The organism is Chitinophaga filiformis, assembly GCF_900102545.1.
GTDB classification, from domain to species: domain Bacteria; phylum Bacteroidota; class Bacteroidia; order Chitinophagales; family Chitinophagaceae; genus Chitinophaga; species Chitinophaga filiformis.
This window is the reverse complement of record NZ_FNBN01000009.1, coordinates 12329-31766: the sequence shown is the minus strand read 5'-3', so window position 1 is coordinate 31766 and position 19438 is coordinate 12329. Positions and strand designations below refer to the sequence as shown.

The 19438-nt window shown below is 46.6% G+C and carries 16 protein-coding genes; 5 read left to right on the top strand and 11 right to left on the bottom strand.

The features are described from left to right. Positions 1 to 10: 10 nt before the first annotated feature. The 5 genes from BLR32_RS27490 to BLR32_RS27470 form a co-directional block, all read right to left on the bottom strand. On the bottom strand, positions 11 to 2608 hold the full coding sequence (locus tag BLR32_RS27490; protein ID WP_089836730.1) for an FtsK/SpoIIIE family DNA translocase: 2598 nt from the start codon (positions 2606 to 2608) through the stop codon (positions 11 to 13). 128 nt (positions 2609 to 2736) lie between these two features. After that, on the bottom strand, positions 2737 to 4128 hold the full coding sequence (locus BLR32_RS27485) for an alpha/beta hydrolase family protein (RefSeq protein WP_089836728.1): 1392 nt from the start codon (positions 4126 to 4128) through the stop codon (positions 2737 to 2739). Between the two features lie 174 nt (positions 4129 to 4302). Beyond that, on the bottom strand, positions 4303 to 4695 hold the full coding sequence (locus tag BLR32_RS27480) for a DUF423 domain-containing protein (protein ID WP_089836726.1): 393 nt from the start codon (positions 4693 to 4695) through the stop codon (positions 4303 to 4305). A gap of 175 nt (positions 4696 to 4870) precedes the next feature. Next, entirely contained in the window at positions 4871 to 5380 is a 510-nt protein-coding gene (locus BLR32_RS27475) for a shikimate kinase (protein ID WP_089836724.1), read from the bottom strand. A gap of 25 nt (positions 5381 to 5405) precedes the next feature. Then, positions 5406 to 6083 (bottom strand): 4'-phosphopantetheinyl transferase family protein, encoded by a 678-nt coding sequence (locus BLR32_RS27470; RefSeq protein ID WP_089836722.1) that lies wholly within the window; start codon positions 6081 to 6083, stop codon positions 5406 to 5408. A gap of 99 nt (positions 6084 to 6182) precedes the next feature. On the opposite strand from BLR32_RS27470, the gene dcd reads away from it, so the two are divergent. Then, entirely contained in the window at positions 6183 to 6719 is a 537-nt protein-coding gene (gene dcd, locus BLR32_RS27465) for a dCTP deaminase (RefSeq protein WP_089836719.1), read from the top strand. 307 nt (positions 6720 to 7026) lie between these two features. Here dcd and BLR32_RS27460 read toward each other — a convergent pair whose 3' ends face one another. After that, on the bottom strand, positions 7027 to 9018 hold the full coding sequence (locus BLR32_RS27460; RefSeq protein WP_089836717.1) for a hypothetical protein: 1992 nt from the start codon (positions 9016 to 9018) through the stop codon (positions 7027 to 7029). A gap of 19 nt (positions 9019 to 9037) precedes the next feature. Further along, positions 9038 to 10486 carry a 3-keto-disaccharide hydrolase gene (locus tag BLR32_RS27455; protein WP_089836715.1) on the bottom strand — a complete coding sequence of 483 codons (1449 nt, stop codon included), beginning with the start codon at positions 10484 to 10486 and terminating at the stop codon, positions 9038 to 9040. A gap of 231 nt (positions 10487 to 10717) precedes the next feature. On the opposite strand from BLR32_RS27455, the gene BLR32_RS27450 reads away from it, so the two are divergent. From BLR32_RS27450 to BLR32_RS27440, 3 genes are all read left to right on the top strand, one after another. Continuing rightward, the gene (locus tag BLR32_RS27450; RefSeq protein ID WP_089836713.1) at positions 10718 to 12928 is read left to right on the top strand and encodes a TonB-dependent receptor; all 2211 of its coding nucleotides are present in this window, start codon (positions 10718 to 10720) and stop codon (positions 12926 to 12928) included. Positions 12929 to 13208: 280 nt separating this feature from the next. Next, positions 13209 to 13784, top strand: a complete 576-nt coding sequence (locus BLR32_RS27445) for a DUF6934 family protein (RefSeq protein WP_089836711.1) — start codon at positions 13209 to 13211, stop codon at positions 13782 to 13784. Positions 13785 to 13811: 27 nt separating this feature from the next. Beyond that, complete coding sequence (locus BLR32_RS27440; RefSeq protein WP_089836709.1) at positions 13812 to 13997, top strand: hypothetical protein; 186 nt, start codon at positions 13812 to 13814, stop codon at positions 13995 to 13997. A gap of 131 nt (positions 13998 to 14128) precedes the next feature. Here the strand turns inward: BLR32_RS27440 and BLR32_RS27435 are convergent, their stop codons facing one another. From BLR32_RS27435 to BLR32_RS27420, 4 genes are all read right to left on the bottom strand, one after another. Continuing rightward, complete coding sequence (locus tag BLR32_RS27435) at positions 14129 to 15340, bottom strand: multiheme c-type cytochrome (protein ID WP_089836707.1); 1212 nt, start codon at positions 15338 to 15340, stop codon at positions 14129 to 14131. A gap of 68 nt (positions 15341 to 15408) precedes the next feature. Next, positions 15409 to 16536, bottom strand: a complete 1128-nt coding sequence (locus tag BLR32_RS27430) for an AAA family ATPase (RefSeq protein ID WP_245705534.1) — start codon at positions 16534 to 16536, stop codon at positions 15409 to 15411. Beyond that, positions 16505 to 17215, bottom strand: coding sequence for an RNA ligase family protein (locus tag BLR32_RS27425; protein WP_089836705.1), 711 nt, complete (start codon positions 17213 to 17215; stop codon positions 16505 to 16507). The genes BLR32_RS27430 and BLR32_RS27425 overlap by 32 nt, the downstream gene beginning before the upstream one ends. Before the next feature lie 273 nt (positions 17216 to 17488). Further along, positions 17489 to 17911 (bottom strand): hypothetical protein, encoded by a 423-nt coding sequence (locus BLR32_RS27420; RefSeq protein WP_143011611.1) that lies wholly within the window; start codon positions 17909 to 17911, stop codon positions 17489 to 17491. Between the two features lie 110 nt (positions 17912 to 18021). On the opposite strand from BLR32_RS27420, the gene BLR32_RS27415 reads away from it, so the two are divergent. Then, a complete protein-coding gene (locus BLR32_RS27415; RefSeq protein ID WP_089836701.1) occupies positions 18022 to 19398 on the top strand; it encodes a glucoamylase family protein in 1377 nt (458 codons plus the stop codon). Positions 19399 to 19438: the final 40 nt, after the last annotated feature.

Genomic DNA, 19438 nt, shown 5'->3' with positions numbered 1-19438 from the left:
TGTACTACGATCAGCCGAGATCGTTCAGAATCTCTTCAAGATCGGCTTCTGTCTTGACATTGACCTCCCTGGCCTTGCTTCCCATATTCGGACCGACAATACCGGCTGCTTCCAGCTGATCCATCAGCCTGCCCGCCCTGTTATAGCCGAGCTTCATACGACGCTGTAACAGGGAAGTAGAGCCCTGCTGGTTCTGTACAATGACACGGGCGGCCTCTTCGAAGAGCGGATCCCTGTCCTGCAGACTGATCTCCTTGCCTTCCATTTCCTTCTCATCCACATATTCCGGTAAGAGGTAGGCTTCGGGATAAGCCCGCTGCTCTCCGATGTATTCTGCCACTTTTTCCACTTCCGGCGTATCAACGAAGGCACACTGCAGACGTACCAGCTCACCGTTGAAGGATACCAGCATGTCACCCTGCCCGATCAGTTGTTCAGCACCGCCGATATCCAGGATAGTACGGGAGTCGATCTTGGAAGACACCTTGAAGGCGATACGTGCCGGGAAGTTGGCCTTAATGGTACCGGTGATGATATTGACAGACGGACGCTGCGTTGCAATGATCAGGTGGATACCTACTGCACGGGCCAGCTGAGCCAGACGGGCAATCGGCATTTCCACCTCCTTACCGGCTGTCATGATCAGATCCGCAAACTCGTCGATTACCAGGACCACGAATGGCAGGTAGCGGTGTCCCCTTTGCGGGTTCAGCCTTCTCTGGACGAATTTGTGGTTGTATTCCTTGATGTTACGGGTACCTGCCTCTTTCAGGAGGTCATAGCGGAGGTCCATTTCAATACAGAGTGCATTGAGGGTATGGATCACCTTTTTGGTATCGGTAATAATAGCTTCCTCTTCACCCGGCAGCTTGGCCAGGAAGTGTTTCTCTATCAGCTTATAGAGCGACAGTTCCACCTTTTTAGGATCCACCAGTACGAATTTCAGCTGAGAAGGATGCTTTTTATAGAGGAGAGAAACCAATAATGTATTGATACCGACCGACTTACCTTGTCCGGTAGCACCTGCCATGAGCAAGTGCGGCATTTTGGCCAGGTCGGCGATAAAGTTCTCATTATCAATCTTTTTACCGATGGCGATAGGGAGTTCCATGCTGCTTTGCTGGAACTTCTCAGAGGCCAGCAGGTTCCTGAGCGATACGATGCTCTTCTTCACATTAGGCACCTCGATACCGATGGTACCTTTACCCGGGATCGGCGCAATGATACGGATACCCAGGGCGGAAAGGCTGAGGGCAATATCATCTTCCAGGTTCTTGATACGGGAAATACGCACACCGGCGGCGGGTACGATTTCGTATAAGGTTACGGTCGGTCCTACGGTAGCGCTTATCTTCTGGATGGAAATATCATAGTTCTTCAGGGTGTCGATGATCTGGTTCTTGTTCCTGTCCAGTTCACTGGCGTCCTGTACGATCTTTTCGGTACTGTGGTTGTCCAGCAGTTCCAGGGACGGGTATTTATAATCACGCAGGTCGAGGGTAGGCTCGTAAGGGTCCATCTGAACGGGTTGTCTTACGGGTTCCTCTTCCGTTTCATCTTCTGCTTCTTCTACCGGAGGTTTGATCTCCCAGGCTACATCCTCTGTATTAGGCTTCTTTTTATTACGGGAAGCCGTCTGTTCGACTGTCTCTTCTATATATAATAATGGTCCGGCCTCTTCTTCTTCCAATTCCTCTTCTTCCACATCTTCCTCTTCGCGGGCTGACAGATTAGCAGGCGGAATCAGGGTAATGGAAGCATCTTCGCGCTCAATGAGCTGCATTTCAGGCAGTTCGGAATCTTCTGAGGGAGGCGGTATTACAGAAACACCTGATTCCCTGAGCCCGTTTTTCTTTCTGGGTTCCTTTTCCTTCGCGGCAGGCTGTTGCGGTGTAACGGCAATGACAGCAGGTTCGGGCACCGCTGCAGGCGCTACGGCAGGTTTGGGTTTAGCCTTCAGTTTCTCTTCCAGCCATTTGAAATCGAAATTATATTTCCAGATCAGCCATGACAGTCCGGCTACCAGCAGGAGCAATGCGGCCCCAGCTCTTCCGAGGAAGCCGATCAACCAGTTATTAACAGCATCCCCTACTGCGCCTCCCCAGGGGAAGTCGGACAGCATGGATACGAAAGCGGCTGTAGTACTGATAAACAGCAGGCCAAAGAGGATATATTTAATATTGCGCCAGAGGCGGAACACACGACGCCCCACCACAGCGTTGACGCCAAGGATAAAAAACAGGTAACAAAACAGATAGGAAGCTATACCGAATCCTTTATAGAAGAACCAATGGGAGACAAAAGCGCCTAACCTCCCGAGGAGGTTTTCCACTTTCACGCTATCCATGTCCATCAGCAGCAGACTGGTTGAATAACGGAATACCTTATCCTGGTCTTCTTCCCAGGTAAAGAGATAAGATGTAAACGCGATAAAACAGTAGAGCGATAACAACAGGCATATTACTCCCAAAACCTTATGGGTCCTTTCGTCTTTTACCAGTTCTTTTACTTTTACCTCTACTTCCTTGTCCTGCTTAAGTACGTTGGGGTCGTTGCCTCGAGGTTTCTTACTCTCCGGTTTTTCTGTTTTCAGTTTATTTTTAGACATACATTATAGCGCTCCAAAATTACGGTCGCTGGGCGATATATTAAGAATTTATTTTCAATTAAGAATCAGTAGCTAAGGATCAAATATCCTGCTTTCAGCTGCCGGTTCTCAATTTTCAGGTCCACCCATTAATACAACAACTGTACCCATCTTGTGATAAACTCCAACACAGCCGGGTTTATTGTCTCGTCCAGGGTACCATATTCCTCCAATGTACAGGATTCGCAATGCTGGAACAGGTGGTTCAGTCCGGAGAAACTTCTGATCGTAACCAATTCATTTCCACCTTTTACCAGCCCACTTTCGAGGGCTTTCAGGTTGGTGTTGGCGTCTGTAATTACATCTTCGCTTCCGTTGATGGCTAATACCGGGCATTTTATTTTAGCAAGATAAGTAGCGGGATCGTACTGGAGGAGGGACAATGCTTCGGCTTTGTTATCGACGGCATAAGTCGCTTCTATAAAGTTTTCCCGGCCAATGGTATTGGTACTGTCGCTAAAGTGATTATAGAGGGCGGTCAGTTCTGCGTAGGCTCTCCGTTGTCTGTCGGCCGGATCGGCAGTGAGGGTCATCACATTCAGGTAACGCTGGTAGCTGGCTACGTAAGCCTCAATATGGTTATCCTTTTCTCCCAGCATTTTGGCCACCTGTGCCAGTTTACGGTTGTAATACTCCCTGCCGTCCAGTCCGGGGGAGGCCATGGTGATCATAAAAGCGATCTTAGGATCGGCGGCTGCGGCTATCTGGGCCACAACTCCGCCTTCACTGTATCCCAGCAATCCGATGGCGGCAGTGTCTGCGTCGTTCCGTTTACGCAGGTAACTGACAGCAGCTTTGACATCTTCAGCGAAATTGAAGATACCGGAGGAGTCATAGTTACCGGTGCTCTCCCCTACTCCACGGTCGTCGAACCTGAGCGTAGCGATGCCATGTTTTACCAGATAGTCAGTGAGCACTGCGAATGAGCGGTGGTCAAACTGTTCATTATCACGATTTTGCTGGCCGCTTCCGGAGATCATGACGATAACAGGATACGGGCCTTTCACGCCTGGTTTGGTGAAGGTACCGCTCAGCAGGACCTTGTCTACCGGGTTCACGAACTTCACTTCCTGTACATCATACGCCGGGTGTTCAGATGGATCCTGGGGGCGGGTGACAGGCAGGTCTTTGATATCGTCCCGGGAGAAGTACAGGGGCGTGCGGTTGCCGACCTGTTCAAAATATCCTTCATAACGGTTGCGGATACTGTTCCAGTAGCCGGTGTATTTAAAGCTGATATTTTTAATAACAAATGTCAGGGTTTTATCCCTGGCGATGGCGGTATCCAGCGCTATTGCGTCGGCTGCGATGTCTGTTTTCAATTGTCCTTTGAGCTGATTTCCCTGGCGTTGGAGTTGTAGCTGCAGGCGTTGTTTCTGGCCTTGCGGATTGGTAAAGACGCCATACCAGTTGCCGTTGATATCTTGTGCTGTCACTGTTCCTGCGAGGCTGAGGCAAATGATAATCAGGTATTTGAACATGCGTGTTGTTTTATTGTTTTCAGGCGCAATTGCGTGTTGCAGCGCAGCTATTGTTTAATTAGCAGTAATGTTACTATTGTCCCTTTACTGCTGAGGCGTATCGTCCCCTAAAATTACAGGGGCTAAACCATAAGGCAGCCCCTGGATAATTAAATGATATGTTAATGTTTGTTACTATTTCTTCAGCAGCGCTAAGAGCAGGCAGATCCAGCCGGCAATGAAGAATAAACCTCCGATTGGTGTAATGATGCCTATTTTGCTTAACCCTACGGTTTCGGTCGCCTTTATTGCAGTTAATACGTACAAGGAACCGGAGAAGAGGATCACTCCGATTAAGAAGCAACGACCTGCCCATTCCAACAGGTTAGCCCCCGCAGGGAACTGGGTAAATAAAATACCTACCGCCAGCAAAGCGAATGTGTGATAGAACTGATAAGTAACGCCTGTCTGAAATGTACCTACTGTTTCCGGGGGCACCAGTTCCTTCAGCTTGTGAGCGCCAAATGCGCCGAGTGTTACGGCCAGCGCGCCCAGTACTGCTGCGATAATGAGAAATCCTTTATGCATTGGTATATTGCTGTTTGATTATTTAATGCAACAAATTAATGACAACGAATTGATGCAAAAAATGACGGATATCAACAAATGATATTCCGGGTTTGCCCCACCCCGGGGTTGCACCCCGCGCTACAAACAACTGGACTCCTAATGGAGTCCCATCATCGCGAATGATCGAGTCACCTCAGGCCTTTATATCCAGCCGCTGCATAAACGAATCGAGGCTAATAGTCTCGGATTCGGCAATGGTGATCTGTGCCTGTTCGTAGAATGGTACACGTTCTGCCAGCTTTTTCTCAACGAAGTCGAGCAGTTCATCGTCAGCCAGATCCTGGATGAGCGGGCGTTTGGACTTCTTACGTTTCAGGCGCTCTACGATCAGTGAGAGGCTTGGATTGAGCCAGATCGTTGTACCACTGTTATTCATAATATCCATATTATCCTGGAAGCAGGGCGCGCCACCACCACAGGATATGAGGAAGTTTTCGTTGCGGGAAAGTTCTTTGAGCCAGTAGTTCTCCTGCTGACGGAAATAGTCTTCTCCTTTTGTGGCGAAGATGTCGCTGATAGACATTTCTTCTGATTCCACGATCACATCGTCAAGGTCGTAGAACGGCAGCGACAGGTGCTCTGCCAGTTGTTTTCCCCAGTAAGTCTTGCCGGCGCCCATAAAGCCGAGTAGAAAGATTTTCAAATTGACTGTTTTTAAAACTTTAATGTCATGTGTGTTCTGAACGGGCCGTATCTGCGTTGTCCACGCTGACAGCTGAAAGCTCCTCAGATCCGTTCGTCCAGGTTAAGCATAACCCGTCTTCCATCAGATATTGCAAATATAACCGTGCAATTTTATCTGCTTTGTTAAAATTGCAGGTCAGGAAACCTTTCTGCTGGAATATAAAGGGTGCAAGTTGCATATTTTCTTTAAAATCAACGCCTCCCAGTCCATACCACTTATAAACAGCCTCTTTGGCACTCCAGCAGATGGTTTTATGGGGCAACGTATGTACGGGATCGATAAAAGACTGTTCCTCCGGCGACAAAAACTTGTGCGATACCGCTTCTATCTTGTCTTTTATCTCTTCGATATCAATTCCTACGGCGCTTCCGCTGCTCACGATAGCAGCCACATTGTCGCCACAGTGCGAGATGGAAAAATGCAGGTTATGGCTGTCCAGGTAGGGCTTACGGCTCTGCATCACCTGAATTTTTTCAATCGGAAAGCCGGGATACAGTTCCTGCAGCAGGTACCGCCCCGCAAAATGCTGTAAACGCTTGTGCGGATGGTGGATTGCCGGGGAAATATTCACCTTCTTCCGGAAAAACGCCTCATCCTCTTCTATTTTCCACACACCTAAGCGGCTGCCGGGATTGATTTGTATGGTACGTATTAATGGCATATCTTGCCAAATTAATGCAAAAAGCTGAATGCAGAATGCATTAACACGGAAGCGCAATACTAACACAACTATTTACTACAAACTAATTACACCCGATCTATGATCCTGTCAGACAAAAGGATATTGGAGGAAATTGAAAAAGGCACTATCGTTATATCGCCTTATGACCGGAAGTATCTCGGCACCAACTCTTACGACGTACACCTTGGTAAATACCTGGCCACCTATAAGGACAGAATACTGGATGCCCGCGCCCACAACGAGATTGAACATTTCGAGATCCCGGAAGAAGGATATGTGTTGCAACCCGGTACTCTTTACCTGGGCGTAACCCTGGAATACACGGAAACACATGCCCATGTGCCTTTCCTGGAAGGTAAGTCCAGCACCGGCCGCCTGGGTATCGATATCCATGCCACTGCAGGTAAAGGAGACGTGGGTTTCTGTAATACCTGGACGCTGGAGATCTCCTGCGCTCAGCCCGTGCGCGTGTATGCCGGTATGCCAATCGGACAGCTGATCTATTTCGTGGTGGAAGGAGAAGTGGAAACATTCTATAACAAGAAAGGCAATGCCAAATATAATGGCCGTACCATCAAGCCTGTAGAAAGCATGATGTGGAAGAACCAGTTCTGATCATTTTAGGGAAAATACTATTAATACAAGAGATAAAAAAGGCCCCCGGAATAATTCCGGGGGCCTTTTTACAACCATCTTGATATTGATTTTCAACCAGTTAATGTAAACACACATTCCGGTATGTTGTCTATATAGCTTCGACATGCCTTATACCCGACGTATACCAGGCGTATACACGACGCATACATGACGCATACGTGGACTTGAAGCCAATCCAAAGCAATATTATTTTAACTCAGCTTACTGTACTTCACGATAAGCCTTAAAAAGCGTCCGGCCGGAAATGATCCGGCCGGCATACTATTTATTTCAATGAGTTGATCCAGTTTGCAATCTTCAATGCGTCGGCACGTGGTACCTGTGGCATTGGCGGCATTTCTGTTGCATAATCAGGCCAGTTCTGTGGCTTTGGATTAGCCAACAGTTTCAGGATCTGCTCGGCAGAATATTTACGTTTCGCAACATCCACGTATGCTGGTCCTACCTGGCGTTTGCTTGCATTATGGCAAGCCAGACAGGTATACTTTGCCAGCAGTGGCTTTACTTCATCGTAAGTAGGCGCTTTTGTAGCAGCCGTTTTAGCTGTGGTTGCAGCAGCACCTTTCGCAGCGGCTGCATCTTTTGCAGTAGCAGTCTTTCCTTTATCTGTGGCAGCAGGAGCAGCGGCGGCTGATTTAGCAGAATTGAATGTACTGGCCTGGCTTAAAGGCAGTTTATCGCCTTCGGGCAGGTTGTGCAGCGTATAATAACCGGTTGGGTGTACCAATGAATAAGAATTATCTTTTTCACGTACACCTTCCAGTGTAATGTTGTGTACATAATCCAGACGCAGGCTATCTACGATCAGTCTTACTTTCAATCCGTCTTCAGATACTTTCACTCCTTTCACAGGACATTTTGCAATGTTCACCATCGGACTTCCGTATACAGAATGGTATTTGTAGGTGAAGCTTTCTACTGAGTAAGAAGCCAGATCTTCTGCAGATTTCTTATTTACCGGCAGGGTAAATTCGATCTCAAAACCATCAGGTTTAGATCTGATCGTCTTCATTTCAAAAGGCATCTTTTCATTCCACACCAGGCGCTGTAAACCTTCGTTGGCTTCACCGGCAGAACCCCAGCCACGATTGGTTTCACCTACGAATAAGGTAGAACCATCTTTCGCCCACGCCATACGCAGTACACCTGACTGGAAACCGCTACGGAAGTCGAAAGACACACCCTGGTATTCACCTTTCACTTTTTCCATTACCACACGCATGATCTTACTCTGACCCTGGTCGCCTACCAGCAGCTGGCCGGCAAAGGGACCGAAGGAACCCTCAGGGATCTGAACGATCTCAGAGTTGGAGATACCCTGGATACCGTGCGGCAGCACTACAGCAGGCAGGCGCAGTTCCGGGATCTTCTTTTTCACGTCCATCAGTGTTACAAAAGGACCTGTAACGCTGTTCTCAGGCTTGGTGTAGTTGCCATTTGCGTCTTTAGGACGACCTTCGTCTACGAGAGAGAAGAAACGCTCCTGTGTGAGTTTCACAGGGGAGTTAGGTTCTTTTGTCCAACGTAAGCCAGCAGGGTGACCGATGAAATCGCCCTGTTTTACCTGCCATACACCACCGGAGCCGAACCAGTCACCCTGGTTATCTGTATAGAACAATTCACCGTTGATCATACCCAGACCGCATGGAGAGCGAAAGCCGGTAGCATATGGTTCCATATGTCCGTCAGGGAAGATGTGCATCATCCAACCTCTCCAGGGCACACGGCTTTCACCACGCCACCATTCCTGGTTACCGAAAGCTACGTTGCCAGATACGAAGAAAGAGCCATCAGGTGCGATCTTCGGACCGAAGCTGTATTCATGATAGTGACCGGACAAAGGCCATGCGAATACTGTTTCGTATACGTCAGCCTTGCCGTCCATGTTGGTATCTACCAGTTTGGTGAGTTCACCACGCTGTGCACAATAGAACGCACCGTCTTTCCAAACGAGGCCCAGTATTTCATGCAGACCGCTGGCAAACTTGCGGAAGTAAGGTTTACGGCTGGTAGGATTCTCTACTACATATACATCACCACGACGGGTAGATACGCCCAGATCACCATTCGGCAATACGGTCAAACCACCTACTTCCAGCAGCGTACCTTCAGGAGAAGATACCTTCAGGATCTTATAAAAATCTTCTTCTTTAGGCGTTTCCTGGGCACGTACCCCGGAAGTCACACCCGTTGCCGCAGCTATCAGCAGCGAATACAACGTGGTCTTTTTTATGAATGCCTTATAAATGTTTTTCATTTGTAATAGTCGAAAGGAATTAGAAAAGGATGGAATAGCTCAGTTTACTGTGAACAGGGATGATCAGCTCTTTTGCCGCACCTGCTTCACGAATCACAGGTTTCTCACCACCGGCATCATCAACCTGGAGATAGTAAGATTTTCCATCAATAATATACAGATCCTTTGAAGGTGTTTCTATGGTAGTACCTTCTGCGAGTTTAGCATACAGTCCGTCAACAGGTGTAGCTACTGTCAGTTCACGGCGTACACCATGTCCTTCAGGAAGAACACGCACTACGTCAGATACGGCGGTACCATATACCTGGTAGCGGAAAGTAGGCAGGTCATTTTCATCGAGTACATAACCTTTAGGACGGTATCCTGAACCGGTAGTATCGGTCATCCAGGTGGCCTGTGGAGAAGACAGTTTGCTCAGCGTAAAGAATGGTTCGCCCAGGAGCTGTACAGCGCCACGTGGACGGGAACAACCATTTCCTCTTTCATGCCACATAGGTGTAGCGTCGAGGAATTCGCCGCGCCAAACCTGTGCTACCATGCCTTTATCGAGGTCGTAGGTGTAGTGCACTTTTTCAGGAGAACCTACGGAAACAGCGTGTACTACACGTTTGTTATTCTTCACATCCATGAAGCTGCGCAGGATAGTGTTTACCGGTGCGTCCACCAGGATAGGATCTACTGACCTGTCTCTTTCGTTTCCAGCATGTGCTGCGGATGGCTTGTTAATAGTGATATTACGGAAGGCGACAGCACCGTGATCGCCCTGTAAGCGGAGCGGACCAGTTGCCTTCTCATCGCCACCACCAATGGAGCCACGGGTAGGTCCCATTAGTTCTACATTCTCGTGAATGGTCACACCGTTCAATTCTACCAGTAACATACGCGCATTGGCGATCTTTTTACCGGAAGCGTCAAAACGGGGTGCCAGGAAGGAGATCTTCATATGCTGCCAGAGGCCCGGAGCACGGCTGGCATTCACACGTGGAGCATGGCCATCGTATCCCTGCTGACCAGCAGGACGGCTATCGTCCCAACGTTCGTAGATACCACCATTGTCGCCCGGCTTAGGTACTTTGGTGTTCCAGCTGTCCAGCAACTGGATCTCATACCTACCCTGCAGATAGATACCTGAATTGGAACCAGGTGCCATCATGTAGTCCAGTTCAATATCCACGTCACCATATTCTTCGGTGGAGAAAAGGTCTTTACCGGGATGTTTTTTATCCGGCATATTGAATAACACTCCAGTACCAGCTACAGCATCCAGTACATGAGGATTGTCGAGTTTTGCGGAAGCATCGCTGGTAATACTCCAGCTCTGTCCTGGCTCGCGGAAGGCAGATAGGTCCTGCAATGGCAATTTGCCTGACTGCGCGGAAACGGGATGGGCAACTGCCATTCCTATACCATAGAGGCACAGAAAACCCATCAGAGACCGGCTTGCATGATTCTTCGATCTAAGTAACATAACGTTCAAATAAGATTAAGTCAAAAGTGGAATAATAGAAAGTTGAGACCTTTTGACGTCCGCTAATATAGAGATAGTTTGTTGCGGACACAAGTTAATACGGAAGAATTTGGGATGAACGGAAAGATTTTATAGGTGAAATATTAAACGAATTGTTAAGCTATTTTTTACTTTTGCCGTTTGACACAGTCTAATCTACCTGCGAACTATTAACCAAAACCGCCATTCTATATGCGTAAGATCTTTACGATGATCCTCACACTATGTACCATTAAAAGTTATGCACAAAATTACACCGGCACTGTATACGATCGTGAAAGACATCCCTTACAGGATGCGACCATCTCTAATATGCGTACCGGTACACATACACATACCAATGAAGTTGGCGCTTTCCGCCTCAAAGACGGGCAACAGGGAGATACAGTAAAAGTATCACACGTTTCTTACAAGACACAACTTGTAGTACTTGACAAACCATCTCAATATATTGTTCTGAACGCATCCAATCTCGAATTGAATGAGGTGGCGATCACATCTTCTATCAAACATCTGAACATCATATCAGATATTGATCTCAAGACCAATCCTGTAAAGTCTTCACAGGAGCTGCTCCGCAAGGTACCAGGGCTGTTCATTGGTCAGCATGCAGGAGGAGGTAAAGCTGAACAGATCTTCCTGCGCGGATTTGATGTTGATCATGGTACTGATATTAATATCAGTGTAGATGGTATGCCGGTGAATATGGTTAGCCATGCGCATGGACAGGGTTATGCAGACCTGCATTTCCTTATCCCGGAGATCATCGAGAATATTGACTTTGATAAAGGACCTTATCATGCAGATAAAGGAAACCTCGCTACAGCAGGATATGTGGCTTTTAAGACGAGGGATAGACTTGATAACAGTGGCATCACCCTGGAAGGTGGTAAATTTAATACCTACCGGACCATGGGGATGTTTAATCTTGTGAATGATAACAAACAGTCTGCCTATGTGGCGGCAGATTACCAGATGACAGATGGTTACTTTGTATCTCCGCAAAACTTTAACCGTATTAACCTGATGGGGAAGTACACCGCTTACATGGAGAATAATGATAAACTGTCTGTATCTGTTTCTCACTTCAGCAGTAAATGGGATGCCAGCGGACAGATACCTCAAAGGGCTGTTGATGAAGGCCTGATCACACGTTTTGGTGCTATCGACAATACTGAAGGAGGTAATACACAACGCACCAATGTCAATCTTCAATATCTCAAACATGTAGATGCAAATACCTTTGTAAGAAGTACTGCATTTTACAGTCATTATAACTTTGAGCTGTATTCCAACTTTACTTTCTTCCTTGAAGATCCCGTGAACGGAGACCAGATCAGGCAGAAAGAGAACAGGAATATCTTCGGATTTGAATCAGAGTTGAACAAGAGTTTCTATCCCGGAGAAAATCCACTTGAATTAAAAGTAGCTGCAGGATTACGCAATGATGATGTGAATAACATTGAGCTGTCGCATACGGTGAACAGGAAGACGACATTAGAGCAGCTAAAGCTGGGAGATGTGAATGAAACCAACCTGTATGCTTATGCCAGTGCAGAATATAAAGCCGGTAAATGGTTGATCAATCCGGCGGTGCGCGTGGATCATTTCAAATTTGATTATGTAGATAAACTGGCTGCTGCTTATGCGACACAAACACAGGGTAAATCTATTGTGAGTCCTAAGCTGAATTTCCTGTATAATCCTAATGATAAGGTCCAGTATTTCTTAAAAATGGGTAAAGGATTTCATAGTAATGATACCCGTGTTGTAGTAGCAGAGAATGGGCTTAAAACATTGCCTGCAGCTTATGGTGCAGACCTTGGACTGGTATGGAAACCCGTGCCAAAGCTGGTGCTGAATACTGCGTTGTGGTACCTGTTCCTGGAGCAGGAGTTTGTATATGTGGGGGATGCGGGCATAGTGGAACCCAGTGGTAAAACCACGCGCAAGGGTATTGATTTCGGAGCCCGTTATCAGTTGGGTAAATGGATCTTTATCAATGGCGACTTTACTTATACGCACGGTCGTTCCAATGAGGCAGCGAAAGGTGAAGACCGTATTCCATTAGCGCCGGTAATTACTGCAGTTGGTGGTATCAGTATTCATCATCCCTCAGGTATTAATGCGGGTGTTAATACACGCTATCTGGGGCACAGACCCGCTAATGAAGATAACAGCATTGTGGCGAAGGGATATTGTGTGACTGATGCGAATGTGAGTTATCAGTATAAACAGTTTACTATAGGATTGATCACAGAGAATATATTTAATACGGCGTGGAATGAGACGCAGTTTGCGACGGAGAGCAGGTTGAAGAATGAGGCTGCGCCGGTGACGGAGATACATTTCACACCGGGGACGCCGTTTAATGTCAGAGGGACGTTGACCTACAGGTTCTGATCGCGAATCACATTTTTCAGGGGTTAAGCTGGAGGCGAAATGGTCTTTAGTTTAACCCCTGTTAGTTTGTACTTCACTCTTGTTCATTTTGTTCACTTCCTGCACCTTCGAGCCATTGCATTCGTTTTGGCACTGTTAACTAGCTATTAACTTATTTACAAAGAAAAAAGTTGAATTTCGTTTTGTATAGCATTGATTGCCATGTAAACCGGGCATTTGTTTCAATCAATCTCTGGCATGTGTATTCACATAGTTAATCCACACATTTAAACAGAGATAAATGGCAAATACATTTAAAATTAACTTCGACGATGTCTATGATATTAATACAACATCTTGTGAAATGAGATCGGCCAGTTTTGACACAGAGCTTGCAGATGGAGGTAAGAAAAAGCTAATGGTAGAAATAAGCGATCAAGCACATGAATTAATGCCAAATGTCTATAATTTGGCATTTGGGCCACTAAAGGCAAACGGCAAGATTGACGATAAAGCACAAATAAAACACAGGGACTATTCGAAAGCCTTTTCTACCATTCTTTTACATGCCCGCGCATATCTGGCCAATAATCCCGGGCATTATCTGGGAATTGATGGTTCCAACAATTCACGGGCTATGCTATACTATAAAATTATTCTGGACAATTTCGAGTATCTAAGCAACTATTTCAATATAGGGGCTGTGAAATATTATGTAAGAATCACCAGATTGGGTAAGCACCAATATGAAAATCCATTTGATTTTCAGGATATCAAACCCGATGCTGTAAGAATTACACGAGATAGTCCAAGATATCCGGAATACTTGTATAACTATTTCATTTTTACAAATAAACAAATTGCTTATCAACACTAATTCTATAAAAAAATTAATTTTATTATTATGGAAGATGAAAAAGTAGAAGAAAAGATTAGGTGCTTAATTGAACAAGCCAGGACAACCGGTAAACCAACTAAGCGCCGAAGACTTGTAAGTGGCATCCCATCGCTGTTTCAAATCATCAAAACAAAAGAACAGGCAGATGAATTTATGGAGATGTTAAACAGAGTTTTTAATAAAGTTCCATAAAAAGAACCAGTCGTGGGTGTATCAGATGTACGATACACCCACTTTTTATTCAGGTACCTGATGGATCAGATAGTCACTTAGGGTATTCTCAGCGCCTCGTTTTACTTTTGAGCTTTCCCCTTTATATTTTGTCATCTGATCTTCTCCACAAACCTTTTCGTCGCATCCTGATAAACATTTACCAAATGCGTTCGCACCATATCCGCTTCCGCTGTTGATGCATTCGCCAGTTTCAGCGTTATTTTCTTTGATGGCAGCAAAGGCATATGACAGTCAACACAATTATCCGCCAGCACTATTCCTGCCGGTGGTTTATAAGAACAGCTATCATGGGCAACACCATTTACATTATGACAGCTGATACAGCGCTGAGAAAATGCCGTCATGTTCTGTCGTTCGCTGACGTGTACATTATGACAGGAAGAACAATCCAGTTGGGCAGCCATTTTAAAACATCTGCAGGCAGTCAGTAAGCCATATTGGTTACCGTGTACATCCAGGCTGCCGACAGTATCGACATCATAATTTGGTGTGGAATAGTCATCCAGTTTTTGTCCCACTGTAAAACTAAACGCAGGTTGTGTATGTTTCCTTAACCCGGAATGGCATTGTGCACAGGCATCCAGACGTTGCTGGCGGCTGAAGTTTTTCGTACTGATGATATTACTGGCAGTCTTTGCCTCCGGATGTTGTGTATGGAATGCGACATGTGCTGCACCGGGACCATGGCATCTTTCACAATCGACACCATAGAGGATGGATTTTTTATTGAATACGGTACTTCCATCTTTCTTTTCTTTTGATTCAGCATAAGTGGCATGGCATTCCAGGCAGGTAGCAGGAATTGGTCTGTCGAAACGGATGTAGTTCTCTGAATAGCCCGGACTATTGCACCAATCATTGGCCGGTGTGTAATAAGATACCGGCAGCTGGAACAGGCTGTTCTTGTCCCAATACAGGTAAGTCTGCCCCTTCCTTCCCGAACCGACCACAATACCAAAGGCCCTTTGCTCCGTAGGGAAACCATTCATATAAGCAGTTTGCAGGAAAACGTCTTTTTTCTTTTCCAGCTCCACTACCATCCATTTATTGTACACAAACTGGTTTTTACCGGCGGCAAAGCTGCCTTTGATATGTTCATCGTCCGGCAGTGCAGAGGTCAGAAAATGGGCTGTATGACGGCTGCTTTTGAAGATTTCACTATGGCAGGAAGCACATGCTGCCGATCCGGCAAAAGCCGGGGTTTCCTTTCCGGATGGCACAGGTCCGGGATTAAAGGCAGCGCATATAATACTGCCTGTAAATATCACAGATACGATTATTAAAAATATGAGACCTTTCATTGTTACTGTATGATCATATATGTAACAACGAGAAGGCCGGTAAGGTTACACCTCCGGCCTTCTTTCTCTTAGCGCACATGATAAATTACCTCATGCGCTTCTGTCAGATCAGGGATCTCCAGTTTATTGATCAATTTCTGCATTGCATTATAGGGCACAGTTGCCTCCCGGCTCCCATTCTGCCGAAATAATTCCTTATAAGGCACTTCCACATATACGACCGTCACACAGGCATCATACTGCAGACAAAGGGCTATCAGCTGTTCCCGCATCTGATGGGTAGTATTGGTGGCATTCCAGACAAATGAACGCTTATTTCTCAGGTACACCCTTGCCTGTTCTTTAGCAGCCTGTACTACTTTTCCGGTGCCGCTTTTATCGGTGGGACTGATCTTCATCTGTACCCGGAGCTTATCCAGTGAGATGATCTCCCAGTCTGGTTGCTGATAATGTTGCTGCACATAAGTATCCTTACCGGCGCCGGGTAGTCCGCTCATGATCACTACCTGCACTGCAGGTACTTTATAAGGGACATAACCCGGTGCGGCATCGCCTTTCCGCAGGTAATGCATACGGGCCTGTGCGTTCCCGAAAGGCCACGGCGTTCCCCAGCATTGATGCTCTTTACAATATTCCTCGAAGCAGTCAATGCGGTACAACAGTTCCGCAGTATCAGGTGCAATCCGTCCGATCATATCAGCCCGCGCCAGCAGGGCCAGGTGTTGCGTGTTTACCTGTAGTGATGCATGAATGATGGTGCGCAGCGGGTCACGCCTTTCCAGCAGCCATAAAGGCAAGCTATGATATTTCACCAGTTGGGTGATCTGTTCGCGGATATGGAAAGGTGTCGCGATTTCCCGGTACAATATCTGCCGGGCAGTATCAGCTCCTTTTCTCGCATGACCTGCAGAAGTGATACGTCCATCCGGTTCTGTAACCGTAGTACTGCGTTTCTCTACATCATGCAGGAGTGCAGCAGCCCAGAGTATCTCTTTTTCCTCCGGGGATAATGCCTGATAAGCAGCTTGCTCCTGCAATGCCGCCAGCACCATTTGCGTGTGAATGGCCACATTTCCTTCCCCATGATGTATGGAATCCTGCGGTACGTCCTGCATATCGCGGACCCAGTCGTGCGTCTGCTCCAGGTATGACCATGATTTATTTTCAGTGATTGTCCACATATTTACCTCCTTCATACTGAAGGGTTGCACGCCGCCAGTTGCGCGTCCAATGCACGTCTGTTTTTACGTGTCCCTTCCTTACATATTTAAATACATTTTCTGCGAATGCATGTACCGGAAAACCGGCTGCATTACGTGTAACGATCCCCTCCATTGTAACAGGTGAGCCTGTAGCTGCGTCGTGTGCATGAAAGCTGCCAGGCCCTTTTACAATGTTTAAGATGTTACTTTCAAAATCAGCCTTCACCAAAGGCGTCTGCAATTGTTGAATGACCGGTACTGTAGGCAGATCCAGCATCGCGGCATAAAAGCTGGTCTCTTCCCAGCTAAGCCAGCGGTCATGTTCTCTCACAGCAAACACATAGAAATGATGGTCCAGGTTTTTGTATGCAATAGAGTGTACGGCATACAGATTTTCCAGGAATATTTCAAGGTTGCCCAGATCATGCTTTACCAACTGCCAGTAACGGCGCAGGCTTTCTGTCCACGGAGACGTGGTAGGCGCTACATGTGAGCGCGCAAACACACCATAGCGGGACAGACAATTATTTTCACCGTCCAGTTTTTCCGTATGCATCAGTGATGGTATCGCAGAAATACACTGCCAATAATCATGCTGAATGCGATCATCGCTGGTAGTGCCCGGCGAGAACGGAAAATGATAGGTACGGCCATATTTTTCTGAAATAGCCATATCGGGGTATTTTCGTTAAACAAAGAGATTCACAGGCCATTCCTGCAGAACGCAGGTGGCGTAGTTAACATTCGTATGCCTGTGATATTACATGACGCAAGGTTTGTCAGTTTTTATAATTGTTCGCAAAGGTAAGTGTTTTCTTCACATATTTTATGACAATCAAAGTATCTGTCGTGTTTCCGGAGATTATTAAATAAAGAAGCGTTGTAGGTTATGCGACTATCAGTGCAGGTCGGGTTATTATCTCCCGACCTGCACTGACAATGGTGATTATCCTTTGCCAATCACATACCATCCTGTGCCATTGCTCCTATAGGTGATCGCCTGCTTTGCGGTCAGCGAGCTTGTCTCCCCGGCAGCAGCACCACTGATATTTACTGTGTTGCTGGCGTGGATGTTTTTTACAGTCACCTCTCTTCTGGGATAGGTAGATGCGGAAGGCAGAGTAATCGTAGCTGTTCCTCCGGTATAATTTACATACACCATCCCTACTGTACCCGTAACCGTGTAGCTGGAGGTGGTTACTGTATTATCTGCCCTTTCATACAGGACCGCACGCTCAACACCTCCTTTTACTTCGTACGCAAACTGGATATCTGTCGAGGGTGTATTGGTGTAAGTGATCATATCGATATTAGCAGGAATATCGCCTCTGGCTGTAGCCGATAAACTGGTCGCGCCAACAATCGACAACCGGCCTGCTGCACCGCCTATGGCCTGATGTCCTAACAGTGAAAAAAGTTAAAAGCAAGACAAGCGTTTCATATATCCATGCAATCCTCAAAAAACACTAAATTACGTTTATGAGAAACTTACTATTCCTCTGCCTGCTTGGAGCAATCATTCCAGCAGTAATGTCATGTGGCGGCCGTTCCACCCGTCAGTTGGTGAAAGACAGCACCGCTGTTGATTCCACTGCCTTATCCACAGATTCTATATTCAATATTGTTGAAGAGCATACGTTCCAATACTTCTGGAACGGTGCAGAACCTGCCAGTGGTATGGCCAGGGAACGTTATCATGTGGATGGTGACTATCCTGAAAACGATATGAATGTTGTTACCTCCGGAGGTAGTGGCTTTGGCGTAATGGCCATCCTGGCGGGAATTGAAAGAGGTTACATTACCCGTCAGCAGGGATTGGACCGGCTAACGAAGATCGTCTCCTTCCTTGAAAAAGCTGATCGTTTTCATGGTGCATGGCCACACTGGATGTATGGAGAGAATGGAAAGGTAAAGCCATTCGGACAAAAAGATAATGGTGGTGATCTTGTAGAGACGTCTTTCATGATACAGGGCTTATTATGTGTACGCCAGTTTTTTGCTACAGGTAATGAACCCGAAAAGGCACTTGCTGCGAGGATTAACAAGTTGTGGGAAGATGTGGAATGGAGCTGGTACAGGAACGGTAAGAACGTGTTGTACTGGCATTGGTCGCCTAACTACCAATGGGAGATGAATTTCCCTGTAACAGGTTATAATGAATGCCTGATCATGTATGTGCTGGCCGCCTCCTCTCCTACGCATGGCATTCCTGCAGAAGTATATCATGAGGGATGGGCGCGTAACGGCGCTATCAGGGATAGTATCAAAGCTTATGGATATACGCTGAGCTTATCACACAACTATGCAAAACAATATGGCGGACCATTATTCTGGGCGCACTATTCCTACCTGGGACTTGATCCGCATGGCTTAAAAGACAGGTATGCCGACTATTGGGAGCATAATACCAACCAAACGTTGATCAACCGTCAATGGTGTATAGAGAACCCTAAAAAGTACAAAGGCTACGGTCCTGATAGCTGGGGATTAACGGCCAGTTATTCCGTAAACGGATATGCAGCACATGCACCAGGTGATAATACTGACCTGGGTGTCATCTCTCCTACTGCGGCACTATCTTCCATGCCTTATACACCGGAATATTCCAAACAGGCAATGGTGCACTGGTATAAGGATATGCGCGATAAAATATTTGGCCAATATGGCTTTTATGATGCATTCAGTGAAACAAACAACTGGTATCCTCAGCGATACCTGGCTATAGACCAGGGACCAGCTGTAGTGATGATGGAAAACTACCGCAGCGGATTACTGTGGAAACTATTTATGAGTTGCCCCGAAGTGAAAGCAGGATTGAAAAAACTGGGGTTTGAAAGTCCTTATCTGAATAAATAATATCAGCTGGGCTGTTGCCTGTACCGGAAACAGCCCAGCC

Excerpts from the sequence above, each read along its gene's own strand:
- BLR32_RS27490 (WP_089836730.1), bottom strand. The coding sequence starts at position 2,608 with ATGTCTAAAAATAAACTGAAAACAGAAAAACCGGAGAGTAAGAAACCT.
- BLR32_RS27485 (WP_089836728.1), bottom strand. The coding sequence starts at position 4,128 with ATGTTCAAATACCTGATTATCATTTGCCTCAGCCTCGCAGGAACAGTG.
- BLR32_RS27480 (WP_089836726.1), bottom strand. The coding sequence starts at position 4,695 with ATGCATAAAGGATTTCTCATTATCGCAGCAGTACTGGGCGCGCTGGCC.
- BLR32_RS27470 (WP_089836722.1), bottom strand. The coding sequence starts at position 6,083 with ATGCCATTAATACGTACCATACAAATCAATCCCGGCAGCCGCTTAGGT.
- dcd (WP_089836719.1), top strand. The coding sequence starts at position 6,183 with ATGATCCTGTCAGACAAAAGGATATTGGAGGAAATTGAAAAAGGCACT.
- BLR32_RS27460 (WP_089836717.1), bottom strand. The coding sequence starts at position 9,018 with ATGAAAAACATTTATAAGGCATTCATAAAAAAGACCACGTTGTATTCG.
- BLR32_RS27455 (WP_089836715.1), bottom strand. The coding sequence starts at position 10,486 with ATGTTACTTAGATCGAAGAATCATGCAAGCCGGTCTCTGATGGGTTTT.
- BLR32_RS27450 (WP_089836713.1), top strand. The coding sequence starts at position 10,718 with ATGCGTAAGATCTTTACGATGATCCTCACACTATGTACCATTAAAAGT.
- BLR32_RS27445 (WP_089836711.1), top strand. The coding sequence starts at position 13,209 with ATGGCAAATACATTTAAAATTAACTTCGACGATGTCTATGATATTAAT.
- BLR32_RS27440 (WP_089836709.1), top strand. The coding sequence starts at position 13,812 with ATGGAAGATGAAAAAGTAGAAGAAAAGATTAGGTGCTTAATTGAACAA.
- BLR32_RS27435 (WP_089836707.1), bottom strand. The coding sequence starts at position 15,340 with ATGAAAGGTCTCATATTTTTAATAATCGTATCTGTGATATTTACAGGC.
- BLR32_RS27430 (WP_245705534.1), bottom strand. The coding sequence starts at position 16,536 with ATGAAGGAGGTAAATATGTGGACAATCACTGAAAATAAATCATGGTCA.
- BLR32_RS27425 (WP_089836705.1), bottom strand. The coding sequence starts at position 17,215 with ATGGCTATTTCAGAAAAATATGGCCGTACCTATCATTTTCCGTTCTCG.
- BLR32_RS27415 (WP_089836701.1), top strand. The coding sequence starts at position 18,022 with ATGAGAAACTTACTATTCCTCTGCCTGCTTGGAGCAATCATTCCAGCA.